At 72.0% G+C, this 21,300-nt stretch carries 16 protein-coding genes; 5 read left to right on the plus strand and 11 right to left on the minus strand.

Going from position 1 to position 21,300, the window contains the following annotated elements:
• Nucleotides 1-82: 82 nt before the first annotated feature.
• Together ACFWPQ_RS30085 and ACFWPQ_RS30090 are read right to left on the minus strand one after the other, a co-directional pair.
• A complete protein-coding gene (locus ACFWPQ_RS30085) occupies nt 83-1,105 on the minus strand; it encodes a ketopantoate reductase family protein (protein WP_384041474.1) in 1,023 nt (340 codons plus the stop codon).
• A 71-nt stretch (nt 1,106-1,176) separates the two neighbouring features.
• On the minus strand, nt 1,177-1,728 hold the full coding sequence (locus ACFWPQ_RS30090; RefSeq protein WP_384041476.1) for a DUF1697 domain-containing protein: 552 nt from the start codon (nt 1,726-1,728) through the stop codon (nt 1,177-1,179).
• A 384-nt stretch (nt 1,729-2,112) separates the two neighbouring features.
• On the opposite strand from ACFWPQ_RS30090, the gene ACFWPQ_RS30095 reads away from it, so the two are divergent.
• On the plus strand, nt 2,113-4,368 hold the full coding sequence (locus tag ACFWPQ_RS30095) for an MMPL family transporter (protein WP_384041479.1): 2,256 nt from the start codon (nt 2,113-2,115) through the stop codon (nt 4,366-4,368).
• A 77-nt stretch (nt 4,369-4,445) separates the two neighbouring features.
• Here the strand turns inward: ACFWPQ_RS30095 and ACFWPQ_RS30100 are convergent, their stop codons facing one another.
• From ACFWPQ_RS30100 to ACFWPQ_RS30110, 3 genes are read right to left on the minus strand one after another with little or no spacing between them, the layout of a single operon-like run.
• Nucleotides 4,446-5,723, minus strand: coding sequence for an ABC transporter substrate-binding protein (locus ACFWPQ_RS30100; RefSeq protein ID WP_384041482.1), 1,278 nt, complete (start codon nt 5,721-5,723; stop codon nt 4,446-4,448).
• Nucleotides 5,723-6,556 (minus strand): carbohydrate ABC transporter permease, encoded by an 834-nt coding sequence (locus tag ACFWPQ_RS30105; protein WP_384041485.1) that lies wholly within the window; start codon nt 6,554-6,556, stop codon nt 5,723-5,725. The genes ACFWPQ_RS30100 and ACFWPQ_RS30105 overlap by 1 nt, the downstream gene beginning before the upstream one ends.
• Nucleotides 6,553-7,467: a carbohydrate ABC transporter permease gene (locus ACFWPQ_RS30110; protein WP_384041687.1), complete on the minus strand. Its 915-nt coding sequence runs from the start codon at nt 7,465-7,467 to the stop codon at nt 6,553-6,555. Before ACFWPQ_RS30110 ends, ACFWPQ_RS30105 begins: the two co-directional genes overlap by 4 nt.
• A 197-nt stretch (nt 7,468-7,664) precedes the next feature.
• Here ACFWPQ_RS30110 and ACFWPQ_RS30115 point away from each other — a divergent pair, with 197 nt between their 5' ends.
• Entirely contained in the window at nt 7,665-8,528 is an 864-nt protein-coding gene (locus ACFWPQ_RS30115; protein ID WP_384041488.1) for a phosphotransferase enzyme family protein, read from the plus strand.
• Between the two features lie 84 nt (nt 8,529-8,612).
• Here the strand turns inward: ACFWPQ_RS30115 and ACFWPQ_RS30120 are convergent, their stop codons facing one another.
• The 4 genes from ACFWPQ_RS30120 to ACFWPQ_RS30135 form a co-directional block, all read right to left on the minus strand.
• The gene (locus tag ACFWPQ_RS30120) at nt 8,613-9,332 is read right to left on the minus strand and encodes a 3'-5' exonuclease (protein WP_384041490.1); all 720 of its coding nucleotides are present in this window, start codon (nt 9,330-9,332) and stop codon (nt 8,613-8,615) included.
• 161 nt (nt 9,333-9,493) lie between these two features.
• A complete protein-coding gene (locus ACFWPQ_RS30125; RefSeq protein WP_384041690.1) occupies nt 9,494-10,735 on the minus strand; it encodes an SAV2148 family HEPN domain-containing protein in 1,242 nt (413 codons plus the stop codon).
• Between the two features lie 103 nt (nt 10,736-10,838).
• A complete protein-coding gene (locus tag ACFWPQ_RS30130) occupies nt 10,839-12,155 on the minus strand; it encodes a copper amine oxidase (protein ID WP_384041493.1) in 1,317 nt (438 codons plus the stop codon).
• 58 nt (nt 12,156-12,213) lie between these two features.
• A complete protein-coding gene (locus tag ACFWPQ_RS30135; protein WP_384041495.1) occupies nt 12,214-13,029 on the minus strand; it encodes a Tat pathway signal sequence domain protein in 816 nt (271 codons plus the stop codon).
• Nucleotides 13,030-13,225: 196 nt separating this feature from the next.
• Between ACFWPQ_RS30135 and glgX the strand changes: the two genes are divergently transcribed.
• The 3 genes from glgX (at nt 13,226) to ACFWPQ_RS30150 (ending at nt 19,315) form a co-directional block, all read left to right on the plus strand.
• Nucleotides 13,226-15,334: a glycogen debranching protein GlgX gene (gene glgX, locus ACFWPQ_RS30140; RefSeq protein WP_384041498.1), complete on the plus strand. Its 2,109-nt coding sequence runs from the start codon at nt 13,226-13,228 to the stop codon at nt 15,332-15,334.
• Between the two features lie 95 nt (nt 15,335-15,429).
• Complete coding sequence (treY, locus tag ACFWPQ_RS30145) at nt 15,430-17,781, plus strand: malto-oligosyltrehalose synthase (RefSeq protein ID WP_384041501.1); 2,352 nt, start codon at nt 15,430-15,432, stop codon at nt 17,779-17,781.
• Nucleotides 17,782-18,055: 274 nt separating this feature from the next.
• Nucleotides 18,056-19,315, plus strand: coding sequence for a M14 family zinc carboxypeptidase (locus ACFWPQ_RS30150; RefSeq protein WP_384041692.1), 1,260 nt, complete (start codon nt 18,056-18,058; stop codon nt 19,313-19,315).
• Between the two features lie 63 nt (nt 19,316-19,378).
• Here the strand turns inward: ACFWPQ_RS30150 and ACFWPQ_RS30155 are convergent, their stop codons facing one another.
• Together ACFWPQ_RS30155 and ACFWPQ_RS30160 are read right to left on the minus strand one after the other, a co-directional pair.
• Nucleotides 19,379-19,798 (minus strand): subtilase-type protease inhibitor, encoded by a 420-nt coding sequence (locus ACFWPQ_RS30155; protein WP_384041504.1) that lies wholly within the window; start codon nt 19,796-19,798, stop codon nt 19,379-19,381.
• Entirely contained in the window at nt 19,795-21,183 is a 1,389-nt protein-coding gene (locus ACFWPQ_RS30160) for a M14 family zinc carboxypeptidase (RefSeq protein WP_384041695.1), read from the minus strand. The genes ACFWPQ_RS30155 and ACFWPQ_RS30160 overlap by 4 nt, the downstream gene beginning before the upstream one ends.
• Between the last annotated feature and the right edge of the window lie 117 nt (nt 21,184-21,300).

The raw sequence follows: 21,300 nt of genomic DNA on the forward strand, positions 1-21,300 counted from the left end.
CCTCGGCGGCACATCCGGTCGTGTACATGTGCACGAGCTTCAGGTCGTCTTACGTCATCGTCCCAGGTCAGGAATCGGCCGGTCAGACCTCTTGAACAAACGCGACAGCCCCGGCGGCCAGCCGCACCAGGTCCCCGACCGGCAGCGAGCCCGGATCCCGGCGCTCGCGCGCGAACGTGTTGGCCAGTTGCTGGAGCAGGTCGTTGAGCGGGGTCGGCACGCCGTGCAGGCGGCCCAGCAGGGCTATCTCGCCGTTGAGGTAGTCGGCCTCGATGGTGCCGGTGCCGCGGCTGAGGGACTGCCACGAGGAACCGCCGCCGCGCGGGGCGCCCGCCAGCGGGACCAGGTCCACCTTGTGGCCCCGCAGCGCCCGCTGCTCCTCGACGCTCGCGTACGCGATCCCGGCGGCGTCGAGTACGGCCGCGCCCTCGGCCCGCACCCGCTCGAACAGGGTCATGGCCGCGTCGTCGGCGACGGGCCCGGCGACGGCCTCCAGCGCGTTGCCCAGGTTGGACAGCAGTTTGGCGTACTGCCAGCGCGCCACGTCGGGCACGACCGGCGCCTCGAAGTGCGACTTCTCGAGGTCGGCGGCGACCAGCCGGGCGGTCGCGTCGGTGCCGTGCGGGTGCCGGCCCAGGTGCAGCATGCCGGTGAGCGGGGCGCCGCCGGCGGAGACGACGCCCGGTTCGACGAAGGTCGACGGCAGCCAGACGCAGACCCCGTAGACGTGCCGGAAGACGCGCAGGGCGAGGCGCTGGCCCTCCACGCCGTTCTGGGCGCAGAACAGGGGCAGCCGCTCCGCCGCCGTGCCGCCGCCCGCGACCGGTGCCGGCCCCCAGCTCCCCAGGGCGGTCACGGTGTCCTGTGTCTTGACGGCGAGGAGGAGTACGTCGTCCGCCCGCAGCTCGCCCAGCTCCCCGGGCCCGGTGACGGCCTGCAGCCGGTACGTGTACTCGCCGTCCGGCACCTTCAGCCGCAGCCCGCCGTCCCGCAGCGCCGTGTGGTGCGCGCCCCGCGCCACCAGGACGACCTCGTGTCCCGCGCCGGCCAGCCGGCCGCCGATCGCACCGCCGACGGCACCTGCTCCGATGATGATGTAGCGCATGGGACGAGCCTCGCACAGGCGTCGGTCCCGCCCCTGGGCCAGGGTCCGGGGTCAGGCCTCCCGGTCCGGGGTCACGCCTCCCCGGCCGTGAGCTCCACCAGCTTGACGACGGTGTTCCAGTTCCGGGTCGTGGCGATCAGCCCCTTGTGGATCCGGGGCCGGGACAGCGCCTCGGCGAGCTTGGAGCGGCCGAGGCCGTCCGGAACATGGAGGTACAGCGCGCGGTCGCCCAGCCGGAACTCCTCGGGGAGGTGGGCGGCGGGGTCGATGTCCGCGTAGCGCTCCGGGGCCACCGGCTCGGAGAGGTAGGTGACGTGGAGCTGCTTGGCGGCCAGCTCGGCGGCCGGGAAGGGACAGGCCTCGACGACCGCCTTCAGGTAGGCGTGGTCGCGGACGAGCACGTCGACCGAGAAGCCGAACCGCTCCTCGATCGCCTTGGCCAGCTCCGCCGCGAGGGACTCGGCGTCACCGTGGGCGGCGGTGAAGGCGGCCTGCCCGCTCTGCAGGTAGGTCTGGACGGAGCCGTACCCGAGGCCGGTCATCAGTGCGCGCAGTTCGGCCATCGGGAGCTTCTTGTTGCCGCCCACGTTGATCCCGCGCAGCAGTGCCGCATACGTCGTCATTCGAACACCTTAGAACGGCCGTCGTGCCCCGTGGGGGTGGGCACGACGGCCGTGCCGGGCAACCCGGGTTGCCCGAAACTCTGGCCGATCGGACCGGCCCGGAGCAACTCCTACACGCACCTGTGACTTGTTCAACAAGGTTTCGCAATCACAAAGAGGATCCCCGTCGTCGGAAGGGACAGCCCTGATCATCACCCCCGAGATGGGTGGATAGATGTAAGGGCCCGACATCCTCCTCGGCGACGAGAGGCGGCCGCCGTACTTCACCGGACAGCACGAGGAGTCGGTCTTATCGGCCCCATACCTTCGAATCGAACGAAGGAAGTCGTGAAGAGCTCGTGGCGACCGGGGGGTCGTCACCGCACACGAGGGGGCATTTCCGTCATGGATCCCGTCAAGGGCAACGGAGAGACGCGGGTGCGGGGGCTGGCCGCCCGGGCCGGCGGCTGGAGCGCCCGGCACCGCTGGGCCGCCGTCGGTATATGGGTGCTGTTCGTCGTCCTGGCGATGGGGCTCGGCTCGGCGGCCGGCCGGGTCGACGTCGACGAGAGCGACCAGCTGAAGGGCGAGACCCACACCGCGGCGAAGATCATCGACGACGCGGGCATCAAGGAACCGGCGAGCGAGACGGTCCTGGTCCAGTCGAAGGACCCGTCGGTGAAGGCCACGGACGCCGCCTTCAGGGCCGCCGTCACGGAGGTCATGAAGGCCGTCGACGGCACCGGCAGGGTCACGGACGTCACCTCGCCCTACACCGCCGGGACGATCTCGAAGGACGGCCGCAGCGTACTGGTCCAGTTCGACATGCGCGGTGACTCCGAGACCGCCGGCGACCGGGTCCAGCCGGTCCTGGACGCGGTGGCCGGGGTCCAGAAGACGCACGGCACGCTGCGGATCGAGGAGATCGGCGGCGCCAGCATGAACAAGCAGTACGACGACGCCTTCGGCAAGGACTTCCAGCGGGCCGAGTACTCCGCGGTGCCGGTGGCCTTCGGCATCCTGCTGATCGCCTTCGGCGCCCTGGTCGCCGCACTGCTGCCGGTGGGTCTGGCGATCACCGCGATCATGGCGACGATGGGCCTGATGGGGCTGGTCAGCCACCTGCAGCCGATGAGCGACACCGCCAACTCCGTGATGCTGCTGGTCGGCATGGCCGTCGGTGTCGACTACTGCCTCTTCTACCTGCGCCGGGAGCGCGAGGAGCGGGAGGCCGGCCGGGACGCGGGTGCCGCGCTCCGGATCGCCGCCGCCACCAGCGGCCGGGCGATCATCGTCTCCGGTGTCACGGTGTGCGTGGCGATGGCGGGCATGCTCTTCACCGGCCTCGCCGAGTTCGAGGCGATGGGCCTCGCCTCCCTGATGGTCGTCGCGGTCGCCATGGTCGGCTCCGTGACCGTCCTGCCCGCCCTGCTCTCCCTGCTGGGCCACCGGGTCGAGAAGGGCCGTCTCCCCTTCCTGCGCCGCAAGCGGGCCCACGGGCCCTCCGAGAGCCGCTTCTGGACGGCCGTGCTGCGGGGCGTGCTCGCCAAGCCGCTGGTCTCCGTGCTCGTCGCGGTCGGCGCGCTGCTCGCGGTCACCGCGCCCGCCCTCGGCATGAAGACCTCGCAGCTCACCCTGGACCAGGAGTTCGGGAACTCGCTGCCGATCGTGCAGACCTACGACCGCGTCAACCAGGCCTTCCCGGGCGGCTCCGAACCGGCCGAGGTGGTCGTCAAGGCGAAGGACATCAACGCCCCCGAGGTCCGGCAGGCGCTGACCGACTTCAAGGACCGGGCGATCAGCTCCGGCGCCTCGCGCGGCCCGGTCGACATCAAACTGCACGACGCCCAGAACGTCGCCCTGATCTCCGTACCGCTGGTCGGCGGCTCCGACATGGACAAGGCCGGCCAGAGCCTGCAGAAGCTGCGCGACGAGGTACGGCCGGCCACTCTCGGCAAGGTCGACGGCGTGCAGGCGCCGATCACCGGAAACGTCGCGGGCAACCAGGACTTCAACGACCAGCTGCTCGGCTCGGTGGTCCCGGTCTTCGCCTTCGTCGTCGTCTTCGCCTTCCTCCTGATGCTGCTGTCGTTCCGCTCGCTGACGGTCGCGATCACCTCGATCCTGCTCAACCTGCTCTCGGTGGGCGCCGCCTACGGCATCCTCGTCGCCGTCTTCCAGCACGGCTGGGGCGCCTCGCTGGTGGGCGCCCAGGGCGTCGGCGCGATCGTCACCTGGCTGCCGCTGTTCCTCTTCGTGATCCTGTTCGGCCTGTCCATGGACTACCACGTGTTCGTGGTCTCCCGGATCCGTGAGGCCCGGCTGCGCGGCCGGTCCACCAAGGACGCGATCCAGCACGGCGTGGTCACCACGGCCGGGGTCGTCACCAGCGCCGCCGTCATCATGGTCGCCGTGTTCGCGATCTTCGGCACGCTGTCCATGCAGTCCATGAAGCAGATGGGCGTGGGCCTGGCGGCCGCGGTCCTCATCGACGCGACGATCATCCGGGGCGTGCTGCTCCCGGCGGTGATGGCCCTGCTCGGCGAGCGCAACTGGTACCTGCCGAGCTGGCTGCGGTGGCTGCCGGACCTGACGCACGACGAGTCGCCGGAGGCGGTGGCGCCGGTGACGCGGGGCGAGGAGGAGCGGCTGCGCGTCTGAACCGCGCGGTGCACCACCCTCTGACACAGGGTCCGTTGGTCTCCGGGGGAGCCAACGGGTCCTGTCCCCTTCTGGTCTCAGCGCTGGTAGCGGGCCAGCACCAGATTGCCGTCCTTCTCCAGGCGTTGGCGGAGTGCGGTGAGGCCGATGGCGCCGCTGTAGTACTCCTGGAGGGCTGGGGTGGCCACCTTGTCCTTCCACTCGGGGTAGCCGCGGACCGTCTGGGCGGGAGCCGGGCTGAGGTGTGAGGCGAGCGCGGTCCCGGTGGCCCAGCCGTACGTGGCGGTGTGCAGGGCCGGATCGGCCAGGGCCTGCGTGCCGGTGGGCAGCATCCAGTCGCCGAGGGCGAGCCGGACCATGTTCCTGGGCCGGAGCAGGAAGTCGACGAACTCGGCCGCCTCCTTCTTGTGCGGGCTGTCCTGGGCGATGGACAGCGTCTGCGGGCTGACACCCTGGGCGAGGCCGTCGGCGCCGGCCGGGGCGGGCAGCACCTCCCACGCGAAGCCCTTGGGGGCCTGCTGCACGATCTGCTGACGGTAGGAGAAGCCGAGCGGGACCATCGCGTACTTGCCCGCGAAGAAGCCCGGCAGGGTGTCCGAGCCGCCGCTGCCCAGGGTGGAGCCGGGTGCGCTGTGGTCCATGTCGACCTGGTCGTGGATCGTGCGCGGCACGACCTGGTCGGCGGCCCCGAAGCGCACGGTCACCTTGCCGTCGGCGCCCCGGTGGAAGAGCTGCCCGCCCGCCGACAGCGACAGGTTGAGCGTGGCGGAGACGGGCTCCTTGAGCGGCCAGGCGACACCGTACTTGCCGCCGCCGCTGAGCTGTTCGGTGATCTGCCGGAACTCGGCCCACGTCCAGGGGTGTTCGGGGGTGGGTATGCGCACACCGGCCTCGGCGAGCCAGGTCCTGTTGGCGATCAGGACGCGCGGCTCCTGGAGGAAGGGCACGCCGTAGACACCGTTCCCGAAGGTCGCCGTCTGCCAACTGCGCTGCGGTATGTCGGACTTGAGTCGGGCGGACAGCAGATCGCTCAGGTCGGCGAGGTAGCCGCCGTAGGCGAAGTCCGCGAGGTCGTCGGAGGCGTCGTGGATGATGTCCGGTGCCTCACCGCCCTCGAAGGAGGTGAGCAGCTGGTCGTGGACGCTGTCCCAACTTCCCTGGACGTACTCGACCTTGACGTCCTGATGGGTGGCGTTCCACTCCTTCACCAGCTCCTTGTTGGCGGTGACCGACTCGTCCTGCCAGGCGAGGGACTGGAAACGGAGGGTGATCGGGCCGCCGGTGCGGGATGCGGAGGTACAGCCCGCGAGCAGCAGGAGGAGGACGACGACCGCCGTGCCGATCCTGGTGCGCATCAGCTCTTCACCGCCCCGGCGAGCATCCCGCCCGTGATCCGCCGCTGCACCAGCGCGAAGACGACCAGCGAGGGCAGGGTGGCGAGGAAGGCGGCCGCCGCCAGCGGGCCCAGGTCGGCCACGCCCTCCGCGCCGATGAAATGGGTGAGGACGACCGGCAGGGTCTGTTTCTCCGGTGTCTTCAGCAGCACCAGCGCGAAGAAGAACTCGTTCCACGCGGTGACGAAGGCGAACAGCCCGGTCGCGACGATCCCGGGCGCCAGCAGCGGTGCCGTCACCGACACCAGCGTCCGCAGCCGCCCGGCCCCGTCCACGGCCGCCGCCTCCTCCAGTTCGACGGGCACCGCCCGGACGTACCCGACGAGCATCCACAGCGCGAACGGCAGCGCCCACACCACGTACACCATCACCAGCCCGAACAGGGAGTCGATCAGCCGCAGGTTCTTCAACACCAGGAACAGCGGGATGATCACCAGGACGAACGGGAAGGCCTGGCTGACCACCACCCATCCGGTCGCCGCCCGGGACAGCGCGGTACGGCGCCGGGCCATGACGTACGCCATCGGGGTCGCGAGGAGTACGGCGATGAGCGCGGCGCCCAGCGCGGCGAGCAGGGAGTTGAGGCCGGCGCGGAGCAGGGGCTGTTCGTCGAAGGCCTGGCGGAAGTTGGCCAGGGTCGGGTGCCGGGGGATCCAGGTGGGGTGCAGACTGCCCAGCTCGGTCGGTGACTTGAAGGCCGTGGAGAGCAGCCACAGGAGCGGGAAGGCCAGGAAGACGAGGTAGGCGAGCAGGGCCGCGTACTGGCCGGCGCGCGCCGCGGGTCGAGTCCTCACGCGTCCTCGCCTCCGCGCAGCCGCCCCGCCAGGAAGACGGCGAGGAGCACCGCGATCAGTGCGACCATCACGCACCCCATCGCGGCCGCATACCCGAACTGGCCGTAGCGGAAGGCCTCTTCGTAGGCGAAGAGCATCGGCAGCCGGGTCTTGCCGCCGGGTCCGCCGTTGGTGAGGACGTAGACCAGGGCGAAGGAGTTGAAGTTCCAGATCAGGTTGAGCGCGGTGATGGCCAGGGCGATCGGTCTCAGGGCGGGCCAGGTGACCGTCCGGAAGCGTCGCCAGGCGCCCGCGCCGTCCACGGCCGCCGCCTCGTGCAGTTCGCGCGGGGTGTTCTGGAGTCCGGCGAGCAGAGCGACGGTGGTCTGCGGCATCCCGGCCCAGACGCCGACGACGATCACGGCGGGCAGGGCGGTGCCGAGGCCGCTCAGCCAGTCCCGGCCGTCGCCGAGGCCGAAGTCGCGCAGGGTCTCGTTGAGGACGCCCGCGTCCGGGTTGTAGACCAGCCGCCAGATGATGCCGACGACGACCTCGGGCATCGCCCACGGGACGATCGCGAGGGCGCGGGCCAGCCAGCGCAGCCGTAACTCCTGGTCGAGCAGGAGGGCGAGGCCGAGCGCGAGCAGGAACTGGGGCACGGTCACCCCGACCGCCCACACCAGACCGATCCGGAACGACTCCCAGAAGAGGGTGTCGTGCAACAGGTCCCGGAAGTTGAGACCGCCGATCCACTGCGTCGCCGCGGTCCGGCCCGACTGGGCGTCGGTGAACGCCAGCAGGATCCCGTAGAGCAGCGGGCCGACGCTCAGCACGAGGATCGGGATCAGGGCGGGCAGGACCAGGAACCAGGCGCCGCGGTCGGTCACGAAGGAGGCGGCCGGTCGCCTCCCGTTCGCCACGTTCGTCGCCAATGCCACGTCATCCCCCTTTGCGCGGCCCGGTCAGGCCTGGACATGGTCGTGAAGGCCGGAGGTCTCGTCAAGGCACCGCGCACCCGTTCCGACCTCCGTGGATGCGAAACTGGCCGCCTGGCGACGGAAAGTCGGCGCCGTGTGCACCCGCACAGCCGCGGGCGCGCGGGCGTCGGCGACGGACACGGAGGCGGACGATGGACGAGGCAAGGGCGCGGGACGTACTGGCCGCGGCGGATGTGCTGCCCGGTGCGGCGGCCGACGCCTCGCTCCTGGCCCTGGGCGAGAACGCGGTGTTCGCCGCCGACGACCTGGTGGTGAAGGTCGGCCGGGACAGTGAGCTCCTCGACCGGGCCCGGCGGGAGCTGGAGATCGCCGGGTGGCTGGCGGAGGCGGACGTGCCGGCCGTGCGGGCGGCCGAGCCGAAGGCGCTGCTCGTCGAGGGCCACCCGGTGACGGTGTGGCACCGGCTGCCGGACCCGGTGCGGCCGGCCGAGCCGCGGGATCTGGCCGAACTGCTGCGGATCGTCCACGCACTGCCCTCACCTCCCTTCGGGTTGCCACCCCGCGAGCTGCTGGGGGGTGTGGAGCGCTGGCTGCGGCTGGCCGGCGACGCGATCGCCCCCGCCGACGCGGCATATCTGCGGGAGCGCCGCGACGGCTTCGCGGCGGCCGCGGCCGCGCTGACGCCCCATCTGACGCCGGGACCGATCCACGGGGACGCGCTGCCGCGCAATGTGCACGTCGGCCCGGACGGGCCGGTCCTGGTCGACCTGGAGACCTTCTCCTCGGACCTGCGCGAGCACGACCTGGTGGTGATGGCGCTGTCCCGGGACCGGTACGGGATGCCCGCCGACGCCTACGACTCGTTCGTCACGGCCTACGGGTGGGACGTACGCGAGTGGGAGGGGTGCTCCGTGCTGCGCGGGGCCCGGGAGACGGCGAGCTGTGCGTGGGTCGCCCAGCACGCACCGACCAACCCGAAGGCGCTGGCGGAGTTCGAACGCCGGGTGGCGTCGCTACGGGACGGCGACGAGTCGGTGCGGTGGTATCCCTTCTGAGCCGTAGCGCCCCTTCAGGGGCGCGGAGCCGTGTCAATTTGCGGCTCCGCCGCGCGGGCGCGACCAGCCCCCACCGGTCCGCACTCAGACCACTTCGGCCAGCTCCCGCAGCGGCCACGCCCCGTCCACCACCGCGTCGGCGTCCCCCTTGCGGCGCAGAAAGCTCTGGAAGTCGGCCGCCCACTCCGCATACCACTCCACCTGCCGCCGGTGCAGCTCCGCCGGCCCCAGCGCCGCGATCTTCGGGTGGCGCTCGGCTATCGCGCCGGCCAGCCGCGCCGCCGCGAGGGCGTCGGCAGAGGCGTTGTGGGCGGCGGCGAGGGTGATGCCGTACTCGGCGCAGACCGCTTCCAGGTTCCGCTTGCCGCGGCGGTAGCGGTCGACCCAGCGGTCGATGGTGTACGGGTCGACGACCGGCCCGGGGGCGAGACCGCCGAGGCGGTCGGAGAGGGACGGGAGTCCGTGCCGGCGGAGTTCCGCCGAGAGCAGGGTGAGGTCGAAGGTCGCGTTGTAGGCGACGACCGGGACGCCGGTCTTCCAGTAGCCCGTGAGGACGTCCGCGAGGGCGTCGGCGACCTGGTCGGCCGGCCTGCCCTCCGCCGCCGCCCGTTCGTTGCTGATGCCGTGCACCGCGACCGCGTCGGCCGGGATCTCCACGCCCGGATCCGCCAGCCACTCGCGGCGGCCCAGTTCCTGCCCGGCCCTGACCTCGATCACGGCCCCCGTGACGATCCGTGCCTCGCGCGGATCCGTACCCGTCGTCTCCAGGTCGAAGCCGATCAGGAGCTCCTGGTGCCAGCCCATGGGCGGCCCCCCTTCTTGGTGGTGCTTTCCCCCAGTGGTCTCCACCCTCGCATGCCCCACTGACAATCAGAGGACCGCGTTCCGCTTGGCGGCGCGTCACCGCCGCACACCCGCCAGGACACAGGCTGGGACACCCGCCGGGATACATGCCGGGACACGCGTCAGGACACGGGGCGCGAATCCGCCCAAGCCATCTCGAACTCCTCGCGGTACGTCGGGAAGAGGCCCGTTTCCACGGCATCGTCCGACTTGACCACCTTGCCGCCGTTGCGGAGCACCAGCACCGGCGACTCCATTCCGCGCGCCCCGCGCAGATAGGACTGGACGACCGCGACGCCGTCGGCGCCGTCGCCGTCCACCAGGTAGGCGGAGAAGCGGGGGGTGTCGTCGTACACCTGGATCTCGAAGGCGCCCGGGTCGCGCAGCCGGGAGCGGACCCGGCGCATGTGGAGGATGTTCATCTCGACCGAGCGGCCCAGTTCGCCCCGTTTCATCCCGAGTTCGCGTTCGCGGCGCTTGACGGCGCTGGAGGCGGGGTTGAGGAAGAGGAGCCGGACCCGGCAGCCGGTCTCGGCGAGGCGGATCAGCCGGCGGCCGGAGAAGTTCTGCACGAGCAGGTTGAGGCCGATGCCGATGGCGTCCAGGCGGCGGGCGCCGCCGAAGAGGTCCTCGGCCGGGAACTGGCGCATGAGGCGGACCCGGTCGGGGTGGACGGCCACGACGTCCGCGTAGCGGTCGCCGACGAGGTCCTCCACCGCGTCCACCGGCAGCCGGCGCGCCGAGGGCACGTCGCCGCCCGCGCCGAGCATCTCCAGGAGCCGGGCGGAGGCGCGCTCGGCCTGGTCGAGGACGGCCCCGGACAGCGCCCGGTTGCGGGAGACGATGTTGCGGGTCACCTCCAGCTCGTCCAGGGCGAGCTCGACGTCCCGGCGCTCGTCGAAGTACGGCTCGAAGCAGGGCCAGTGCTGCACCATCAGCTCGCGCAGCTGCGGCAGGGTGAGGAAGCTGAGCACGTTGTCGTCGGCGAGGTCGAGCAGGTACCCCTTGCGGCGGCTGACCTCGCGGACCGCGGCCGCCCGCTGGACCCACTCCTGGCCGGCCGGGCCGGCCGCGGCGATCACCCACTCGTCGCCGTGGACGGGTTCGTAGATGGGCCGCAGCACGGCGGCCACCACCGCTCGCATCCGCTGTTCGACGAGGTTCAGCCAGATGTAGGCCCGGCCCGCCCGCTGGGCGCGCGTACGCACCTCCAGCCAGGCGTCGGCGTCCCACTCCAGCTCCGGCCCGATGGAGCCCGTGGCGTCCATCGGCCGGGCCAGGGACACCGCGCCGGGCGGGACGTCTGTGGAGTTCCCCTCGTGACCCTCGTCACCAGGGGGCAGCTCCAGGCCTCCCGAGCCCACCCCGTGCACCGCCTTCCGCTCCCCCGAGCTCTCCCTGTGCCAACGATCAAGGAAGGGTACTCCGGGAGTGGTCGGCGGTGCAGCCGGATGCCCAGGTCGTTTCTCAACTACCGTTTCCGGGCTGTCCGTTCTGATCAGCAAGGGCGGCCGGAGTGAGCGGATTCATAGCGGTGACGTCACGCGGGGCGATGGAGAAGCCCTGCCAGTGGACCGGCATCGGCTGCTGGTCCTCGTCGCGCGCGATGTGGTGGAAACCGACGTTCACCCAGACCACGGGGTTGGTGAGGGTCTGCCCGTTCACGAACTTGTCGACGGTCTTGGGGTGATCGCTCGCGCAGCCCGGGTTGTTGCTGGCGAACTGCTCGCACTTGTCGTACTGGGTGAAGTAGACGTCGTGCGAAGTGAACGGGTGGCCCGGGTACTTGTTGCTGGCGCTCTGGACGATCTCGTACGACCGCGCGTGCCCGTCCTTGTTCTTGCCGGCCGTGCTGACCACCCGCCACCAGCGCATGTTCTTGGCGTCGCCGGCGAGTTCCTTGGTGACGTCGGTCCGGGTGGTCTTGTTGCTGGGCGCCTCCTGGCCGTGCACGGGGGCGCTGACCTTCGAGTCGTACTGCTCGACGCGGCTCTTGGAGGAGCCGTCGAGGTCGAAGTCCAGCTTCCAGAAGACGTTGTGGCTGTGGCTGGTGGCATAGGCGTGGGCGCCCTTGCCGATCGGCCAGCCGCGGCCGTCCCCGGCGTCGTAGTCGCCCGGCGAGAGACTGCCGGTGGCGCCGACGTTCATGTTGATCGTGCCGTCGTCCTGGAACCGCCACTCGGTCATGTACTCGTACCAGCCGACCTTGTTGACGGTGTAGATCAGCAGGTCCTTGCCCTGCTGCTGGTACACCCGGTTGCCGGTGTCGGCCTGCATCCGGTACGCGTGGCCGCGCGAACGGGTGGTCGTGCACAGGCCGTTGACGTTCGGGTGGGCCGGGTCCCAGGCGTCGGGGACCTTGACGGTCTTGATGGTGCCGCCGGGGCACTCGGCCGAGTCGAGCGGCACCAGGCCCTGGGCGAAGCCGAAGCCGGTCAGGTCGTCGTACTCGACGCTGCCGTCGTCGTAGGGGACGTCGATCTGGGCGAGGCGGGCGCTGGAGAGCACCTTGATGGGGGCGGACTCGCCCTTGGGCTGGTAGGAGATGTGCTCCAGGACCAGCCCGGCCTTGCTGTCGTAGCGCCAGCACATCCGCCAGGTGGTGCCGGTGGAGAGCTTCTGCTCGATGCGGTAGGCGGCGGAGCAGTCGGCGGCGGCCGCGCCGGCCCGCTTCGGCTGGGCGACGGCGGGTCCGGCCGCGGTGGTCACGCCGGCGGCCAGCGCGGCCGCGGACAGCCCGACGGCGGCCGTCCTGCGGGCACGGCGGATTCTGTTCGGGTGCATGACGAAGTGACTCCTGGTACGGGAGATGCAGGGTGGAAGGGTGAACGAAGGAGCCGGCTCAGCCGCCGAGCTTCACGACCTTGCGTGCGCTCAGGTCGACGATGAGCGACCTGGCGTCGATCCACGGGCCGTTCTTGACCTTCGGGAAGAGCCGCACGCAGCGGTGTTCACCGCACTTGTCGAGCGCGGCCGGCTGTGCGCCCGGAGTGGCGCGGTAGACCGCGCTGTTGAGCAGCAGCTGCTGCTCCGGGTCGGTCAGCTCGCTACCGGTGGCGTCCTTGAAGTCCGCCTTCAGGCCGGCCCCGAGCGGGTCGGCGACCAGCAGCTTGAGCGCCTCGACGTTCTCGTCGTGACTGAGCGGCGGCTGGACGCCCGTGCGGCTGGTGGTCTGCTCGACCTTGCCGGTGTCGAGGTTCACAGTCCGGGTGACGAGGGTGTCGTCCCGGTAGTCGTAGAACGTCACGTCCGCGCGGCGCGGCGCGTTCGGGCTGTCCAGTTCGTTCGCGTCGGGCTCGGCGAGATCGACGCTGAGCCGCTCCGGGCCGCGCCGGCCCTCGACGTTCTCCCCGGCGCTGAACATCTGCTTGGTCAGAGCGAGTTGTTCGACGCGCTTGGTCTCGTCGTCGGTCAGCGGGTCGCTGCCCGTGCCCTTCTTCCCCTCGGCCGGAGCCTGTTCCACCACGCCCGGCTCGACGGCGTCCTGGCCCTGGCCGCCCTGCTGGGCGGCGACCACGCCGCTCCCGTCGCTCCCTCCCGACTCGTTCGCCCCTGCCGTACCCGGGAGGGTGATCCCGACCATCACGGCGGTCCCCGCTACCGCCAGTCCCGCACCGGCCACCACTTTGCCCAGATGGCGATGCACTATCTTGCGCACATCTTCCCCTTACTCCCCCTTGGTCACAGGGAGTACGTGTCTGCCCCACTGGTTCGGCACACATCACCACATCGGTCACTGTGTGCACTGGTCGCCGAGTAAGAGGGACGTAAGTCACAAGGGGTTCCATTACTTTCGGGCAGACTCATGACCAAGGCGCCCCCGGGCGCAGGACGCACCTGGAAGAGTCGACTTCATGCAGGTCTGGCCTGGAGAGGCATATCCGCTCGGCGCCACGTACGACGGCGCCGGGACCAACTTCGCGGTCTTCACCGAGGACGCGGACCGAGTGGAGCTGTGTCTGCTGCACGACGACGGCTCCGAGACGGCGGTGGAACTGCGGGAGAGCGACGCCTTCGTCCGGCACGCGTACCTGCCGGGCGTGATGCCGGGACAGCGCTACGGCTTCCGGGTGCACGGCCCGTACGACCCCGGGCGCGGGCAGCGCTGCAACTCGGCGAAGCTGCTGCTCGACCCGTACGCGAAGGCGATCGGCGGTTCGGTGCACTGGGGCGAGGAGGTGTACGGCTACCACTTCGGCGACCCCGACAAGCGCAACGACCTGGACTCGGCACCGCACACCATGACGTCGGTGGTGATCAACCCGTACTTCGACTGGGGCGACGACCGGCGGCCGCGCACCGAGTACCACCACACCGTGATCTACGAGGCCCATGTGAAGGGCCTCACCATGCGCCACCCGGGCCTGCCGGAGGAGCTGCGCGGCACGTACGCGGGCCTGGCCCACCCGGCCGTCATCGACCATCTGACGGCGCTGGGCGTCACGGCCCTGGAGCTGATGCCGGTCCACCAGTTCGTGAACGACCACCGGCTGGTCGACATGGACCTGAACAACTACTGGGGCTACAACACCATCGGCTTCTTCGCCCCGCACAACGCGTACGCCTCCTGGGGCGACCGCGGCCAGCAGGTCCTGGAGTTCAAGTCGGCGGTCCGGGCGCTGCACGAGGCCGGGATCGAGGTGATCCTCGACGTGGTCTACAACCACACCGCCGAGGGCAACCACCTCGGCCCGACCCTGTCCTTCCGCGGCCTGGACAACCAGTCGTACTACCGCCTGACGGACGACCCGCGCTACTACATGGACACCACCGGCACCGGCAACTCGCTGCTGATGCGGTCCCCGCACGTCCTCCAGATGATCATGGACTCGCTGCGGTACTGGGTCACCGAGATGCACGTCGACGGCTTCCGCTTCGACCTCGCGGCGACCCTGGCCCGGCAGTTCCACGAGGTGGACCGGCTTTCGTCGTTCTTCGACCTGGTGCAGCAGGACCCGATCGTCTCCCAGGTGAAGCTGATCGCCGAGCCGTGGGACGTGGGCGAGGGCGGCTACCAGGTGGGCAACTTCCCGCCGCTGTGGACCGAGTGGAACGGCAAGTACCGGGACACCGTGCGCGACCTGTGGCGCGGCGAGCCCCGCGCACTGGCGGAGTTCGCGTCCCGGCTGACCGGCTCCTCCGACCTCTACCAGGACGACGGCCGCCGCCCGCTGGCCTCCATCAACTTCGTCACCTGCCACGACGGCTTCACGCTGCACGACCTCGTCTCGTACAACGACAAGCACAACCAGGCCAACGGCGAGGACAACCGCGACGGCGAGAGCCACAACCGCTCGTGGAACTGCGGGGTCGAGGGCCATACCGACGACCCCGGGATCCTCGAACTGCGCGAACGGCAGATGCGGAACTTCGTCGCCACGCTGATGCTGTCCCAGGGCGTGCCGATGATCAGCCACGGCGACGAGTTCGCGCGCACCCAGCAGGGCAACAACAACGCGTACTGCCAGGACAACGAGGTGTCCTGGGTGGACTGGCCGGCCCCCGACGACGACAGCGACCTGCTGGCCTTCACGCGTGCGATGGCGCGGCTGCGCAAGGAGCACCCGGTCTTCCGGCGCCGCCGCTTCTTCCACGGCCGCCCGGTGGAGGGCACCCACGACGAGCTCTCCGACATCGCCTGGTTCACCCCCGAGGGCCACGAGATGGCCCAGCGGGACTGGGACTCGGCCCAGGCGTCGGCCCTCACGGTCTTCCTCAACGGCAACGCGATCTCGGAACCGGGCACAAGGGGACAGCGGATCGCCGACGACTCCTTCCTGCTGATGTTCAACGCCTCGCCGGGCCCCCTGGAGTTCCTGGTACCGGTGAACCACGGGCGGCAGTGGGAGGTGGTGGTCGACACGGCGCTGGCGGAGCCGGTGTCGGCCGGGCCGAAGGTGGACGGGGGCGAACGTCTGACGTTGGTGGGCCGGAGCCTGACCGTTCTGAAGAGGCCCGCTTAGACGCGCCCCTTCAGGGGCGCGGGGAACTGCGCGAGCAACCCCCACCGGGCCCGCGCTGTGACACAAAAACCGACGAGACGGGTACATACGTCCGCATGACAGCCGAGCGAACTGCCCTCACCGTGCCGACAGCCACCTACCGACTCCAGCTCCAGCCCAGCTTCCCCTTCTCGGCGGCTTCCGCGGCCGTGCCGTACTTGGCCTCGCTCGGCATCTCCCACCTCCACCTCTCCCCCGTCCTGGAGGCCGTCCCCGGCTCCACGCACGGCTACGACGTCGTCGACCACGCGCGCGTGCGGGAGGAACTCGGCGGCGAGGACGGGCTCCGCGCACTCGCGGCCACCGCGCGGTCGCACGGTCTCGGCCTGGTCGTCGACATCGTGCCGAACCACATGGCCATGTCCCCCCGCCACAACCACGCCTTGTGGGAGGTGCTGCGGGAGGGCCCGAAGTCGCCGTACGCGCGCTGGTTCGACATCGACTGGGAGGCGCAGGGCGGCCAGCTGCTCGTGCCGGTGCTGGGCGGGCCGGTCGGTGAGGTGCTCGGGCAGCTGACGGTCGACGGGGACGTCCTGCGCTACCACGAGCACGCCTTCCCGCTCCGCGACGGCACCGCGGACCTGCCGCTGCCGGAGTTGCTGGACGCCCAGTGGTACCGCCCGGTGTGGTGGCGGCTGGCCCGTACCGAGCTGAACTACCGGCGGTTCTTCAGCATCTCGGAGCTGATCGGGGTGCGGGTGGAGGACCCGGAGGTGTTCGAGGCCACCCACGGCAAGATCCTCCAGCTGCTGCACGAGGGCGTGCTGGACGGGCTGCGCGTGGACCATCCCGACGGGCTCGCCGACCCCGACGGCTATCTCGCGCGGCTGCACGAGGCGACCGGCGGGCGCTGGACGGTCGTGGAGAAGATCCTGGCCGACGGCGAGCAGCTGCCGGCCGGCTGGCCGGTCGCGGGGACCACCGGGTACGACGCCCTGCGGCACGTGGACGGCCTGTTCACGGATCCCGCGGGCGCCGGTGAACTCCTGGGCCAGTACCGGAGGTTCGCGGCCCCGCAGACGGACCGGGGCGGCGACTGGGCGACCACGGTGCGGCGGGCGGCCTACAAGGTGATCACGCACGAGCTGGCGGCCGAGACGGACCGGCTGACGCGGGTCGCCACGCGCGCGTGCGCGACCTCGCCGGATCCCGCCCTGCGCGACCGGGCGCCCTGGGCGCTGCGCACCGCGCTGCAGGAGCTCCTGGTGCGGATGCGGGTGTACCGGCCGTACGCCTCCGGTGACGTGTCCACCGTGGTCACCGAGGAGGCCGCCGAGGAGGCCCGGCGGGCCTTCGTGGTGCCCGCCGAGGGCGGCGCCGTGGACGTGGTGCGCGGGCTGCTGGTGGCGGGGGACGGGCCGGGGTTCGCGGAGTTCCGGACGCGGTTCGCGCAGACCGCCTCGGCGCTGCGGGCCAAGTCCGTGGAGGACACGGCGTTCTACCGCTATGTGCCGCTGCTGTCGGCGACCGAGGTGGGCGGGGACCCGGGCAGCCCGGGCGTCTCCCCCGACGCCTTTCACGCGTACTGCGCGCGCGTGCAGCGCGACTGGCCGCTGACCGGGACGGTGGTGACGACGCACGACACCAAGCGCAGCGCCGATGTGCGGGCGGCGCTGGCGGTGCTGACGGAGTGTCCGGAGCGCTGGGCGGACGTGCTCACCGAGGTGACCCTGGACGGGGAGGGGGTGCCGGACGCGCAGCTGGCCTGGGCGGCCTGGCAGACGGTGTTCGGGCTCGGTCCGGCGGCCCCGGAGCGGGTGCGGGGGTCGCTGGTGAAGCATGTGCGGGAGGCCGGCCTGTACACGAGCTGGACGGAGCAGGAGCCGCCGTACGAGGAGGCGGTGGTCTCGTTCGTCGGGGCGGGGCCGTGCGGGGTGCCAGGAGAGCGCGTGGCGGCCTTCCGGGCCTCGCTGGGGCCGCACGTCCGGGCGAACGTGCTGGGCACGGCCCTGGTCCACCTGACGATGCCGGGGGTGCCGGACGTCTACCAGGGGACGGAGGGCGAGTACCGGGCGCTGGTGGACCCGGACAACCGGCGGCCGGTCTCCTTCCCGCCGGAACACCCGGGCGAGAAGGACGCGGTGACGGCGGCGGCGCTCCGGCTGCGGACCCGGCGCCCGGACGTCTTCGGGGACACGGCGACGTACGCGCCGCTGATCGCCGAGGGGCCGGCCGCGGCGCACTGTCTCGCGTTCGCGCGTTCCGGGGAGGTGGTCACGGCGGTGACCCGGCTGTCGCTGCGGCTGGCCGCGGCGGGCGGCTGGCGGGACACGGTCCTGCCGCTGCCGCCGGGGCGGTGGGCCGACGTGCTGGCGCCGGGGCGGGAGTTCACGGGTCACGCGCGCGTGGGCGAGCTGTTCGGCAGGCTGCCGGTGGCGCTGCTGGAGCGGGTGGGAGACGGGAACTGACCGGCCATTGACGACAAAATTCACTCGTACGAGTGAATATGCGGCCGATCCGCCGGTTTGCTGAAACTCGCCGGGCGCGCACCGCGTCGGTTATCGGCGCGCGGAGCCGTTCCGCGCCCCGTAATGGCTTCGCACCCCCGACCGGCGCCCACCGTCCCGCCGGCCGTCCGCACACGCCTCCGGGCGCCCCCTGGAGCCTCCCCCGGGAGGTTCTTGACAGTTCACCTATGCCGTGCGGGACTGGGGAATGCGAAGCCGGGCGGACAAGTCGGGGGTGAGTCTCCTGCCGGAGCTGCGTTACCCCAGTGTTCCCGAACTCGTCGCAACCGCCCGGGCGTTGGCCGCTCACCGGCCCGGCCTGTGCACGTTGCGGCAGATCGGCCTCTCCCGCGCGGGCAGACCGCTGCACCTGCTGTCCGTCGGGCACGCCCGGCGGGCGGTCCTGGTGGTCGCGGGCGCGCACGCCAACGAACCGACGGGGGGCGGCACCCTCCAGCTACTGGCCGAACGGGTGCTGCACGAGCGGGACCTGCGGGCCGAGAACTCCTGGCACTTCCTGCTCTGCGCGGACCCGGACGGGGCGAGCCTGCACGTCACCCCGGCCCCGCGCAGCCTGTTCGACTACCACCTCGGCTTCTACCGGCCGGCGGGCCCGGAGCAGCCGGAGTGGTCGCCGTCGGTGCTGCCGCCGGACCGGCTGCCGCCCGAGACCGTGGCCCTGCTCGGGGTGATCGACGAGCTGCGCCCCTACCTCCAGGTGACGCTGCACGGCACCGACCTGGGCGGCAGCTGGGTGCAGCTGACCAGGGACGTGCCGGGGCTCGCCGAGCCGTTCGCCAAGTCCGCGGCGGAGCTGCACATCCCGGTGGAGACGGGTGCCTCGGACGCCGCGGGCTGGCCGGCCTCGGGGCCCGGGGTGCGGGTGATGCCCGGCCCGGAGACGGGGGTGGCGTACCCGAGCATGCCGGACGACGCACGGCACAGCACCTGGTACCACGCGCACCGCTACGGCGGTCTGACGGCCGTCGTCGAGGTGCCGATGTGGGCGAGCGACCTGGTCGACGACCCGGCGCCGCACCCGGCGCCGGCGGCGGCGATGCGCCGGCTGGCGCGCCGGCTGCTGCGGGACTCGCGGGAGGTGGAGCGGGTGCTGGCCGAGGTGCTGCCCCGGCTGGACGGCCTGAGCGGCCTGGACGGGCCTCTGCTGCGGGCGGCCCGCTGGGCGCTGGGGCTGATCCCCGGGCTGGCCGAGGACTGGATCCAGCGGCCGCCGGTCGACACCACGATGGCGTACGTCGGCAGCGTGGACGCCTTCGGGCGGCGGCTGCCGCTGCGGGCCGCGTCGATGCTGCTGCGGGTGCTGCGGGAGGCGGACGACCGCGCGGCGCCACGGCTGGAGGAGCTGGTGGCCTCCTGGTGCGAGGCCTACGGCGAGCGTTTCCGGGCCCGCTGGGTGCCGCTGGAGCGCCAGGTGGAGCACCAGTCCAGGACGGTGCTGGCGGCCGCGCAGCACGCGCGTGAGCAGGCGGCGTGAGATCCGGGGCCGGCCCCGCGCGTGCCGCCCCGCGGGCCGCACGCCGCCCGCGGGGCCGGCCGGTCAGCCGTCGAGGGCGAAGACCGGGCCCGTCCGGGCCGCCAGCTGGCAGGAGTTCGAGAACGTCTCCCGGTACTCGATGGGCCGGCCGCTCCACTGCCCGCGCGCCTGGGCGGTCACCGGGGCGTAGATCATCGGGCACATCGCGTCCTTGGCCGGGGTGACGCGCGCGATGTCACCGCCCACCGCGTCGAGTTCGGCGCAGGCCTCGGCCGCGCGGGAGTGCCCCTGGGGCGGGTCGCACAGCAGCAGCGTGCCGCGCGTGTCGCTGGAGTGGCTGTCGCCCTTGGTGACGGTCAGGTACAGGTAGTCGCCGTCACGCGCCGCGCCGCCCGGCGCGGCCTGGGCCGGTCCGGCGGCGAGAAGGGCGGCGGCCGCCAGCAGGGCACCGCCGGCCGCTGTCGCTTTGCTGAGATACGTCATTCCCCGTGCATCGGCACGGCGGGCTCGGTCCCCCAGCCCGGCTCACCCGATCGGGCAAGCCCGCGCGTGTGGCGATGCGCCAGTTCGAAGGCGCTCAGGACCACGCGTGTCTGGTACTCGGCCTGGCGTGCGACCGGGATCCAGCGCGCGCCGAGGCTGTCGTGGTAGTCCGCGCACCAGGTGTCGATCAGCCGGTCCAGGTCGGGCAGGGCGGCGGCGGGGTCGTGGCCGGTGCTGCGCAGGAGCTGGTGCAGCAGCCCAGCGGTGCGCAGGGCGAGCCGGCGCCCGGCGATGCGCAGGGCGGCCAGGTGGGCGGAGCTGAGCGGGGGCAGCGGGCGGGCGCTGCCGGTGTCCGTGTCGGGGTCCCAGGCGTCGGCGAGGCCGGGGCAGACCAGCAGGTAGTCGTCGACCGGCGCGAGCAGCCGGGCCGCGTCCGGCGCCGCGGACAGCTGCGGCCGGACCCGGGCCAGGACGCCGTCCAGGAGGTCGGTGTCGCGCCGCAGGGTCCGGCTGACGGCGCGCAGCGCCGCGTCCCGGTCGGCGGGCGGCGTGCCGTCCTGGACGGCGGCCACGCCCCACATGGGCGCCTCGACGATGGCGGTGACGGTGCCGTGCCGGTACGGGTGGAACCAGGTGGACTCGACGGCGGCCTCGGTGAGGGCGGCGGCCAGGTCGCCCCGGCGGGGCGGCGGGACGCGGTAGACGGCCGGGCCCAGGGTGGGCCAGTACAGGGTGTCGTAGGCGCCGAGTTCGCGGGGGATGCCGAGCCGAGTCGCGGTGTGCGCGAGGCGCCGGTGGAGGCCCGGCAGGTCGCGGGTCAGCTCGACGAAGCCGCCGCCGACGTCGACGCCGTGCAGCGAGCACTGCAGGAAGGGCCGCAGCTCGTCCTGGACGTCGAGCAGCGCCCGGGTCTCGGGCAGCGCGGCGGCGTCCGCCCCGTCGGGCAGCCACTCGGGCTGCTCCAGGAAGCCGGGCCGGAAGAAGTTCCGGAAGTAGTGGCCCAGGGTGTACGGCCCGGCCAGCCAGCCCTCGTTGCGGCGTGAGCCGTCGGGGTCCAGGCACAGCAGCAGGTTCCAGGTGACGTCGGCGTCCTCGGTCAGCCTCGGATCGGCGAGGACCCGGTCGGCCAGGCGCAGCACGGTGGCACCGCCGACGGGTTCGTTGGCGTGCGGGCCTGCGACGACGAGGACGTGCCGGGCGCCGTGACCGATCGAAAGCAGCCATATCGGGGTACCCGCGCGGGAGACACCCGCCCTGCGCAGCCGGGCGTCCCGGGGGCGGTCGGCGACCAGTGCGGCCGCCCGCGAGGCGAGCTCGTCCACGGACGGATAGCGGAGGAGGGGCGGCAGGTCACACCTCCACAATGCGGCGCCGTCGATGCACATGGTGTGCATGGCGTACGCACAGTCAGTCACGACTTGGGGGGTACGTCAACACCGCGACGGACAAACACTTTTCGGCCATCGCCCAGGACAGTCCAGGTAGCGGGGCCCGGCCCGGGG

It is taken from the genome of Streptomyces sp. NPDC058464, assembly GCF_042721035.1.
In the GTDB taxonomy this organism is placed as follows: domain Bacteria; phylum Actinomycetota; class Actinomycetes; order Streptomycetales; family Streptomycetaceae; genus Streptomyces.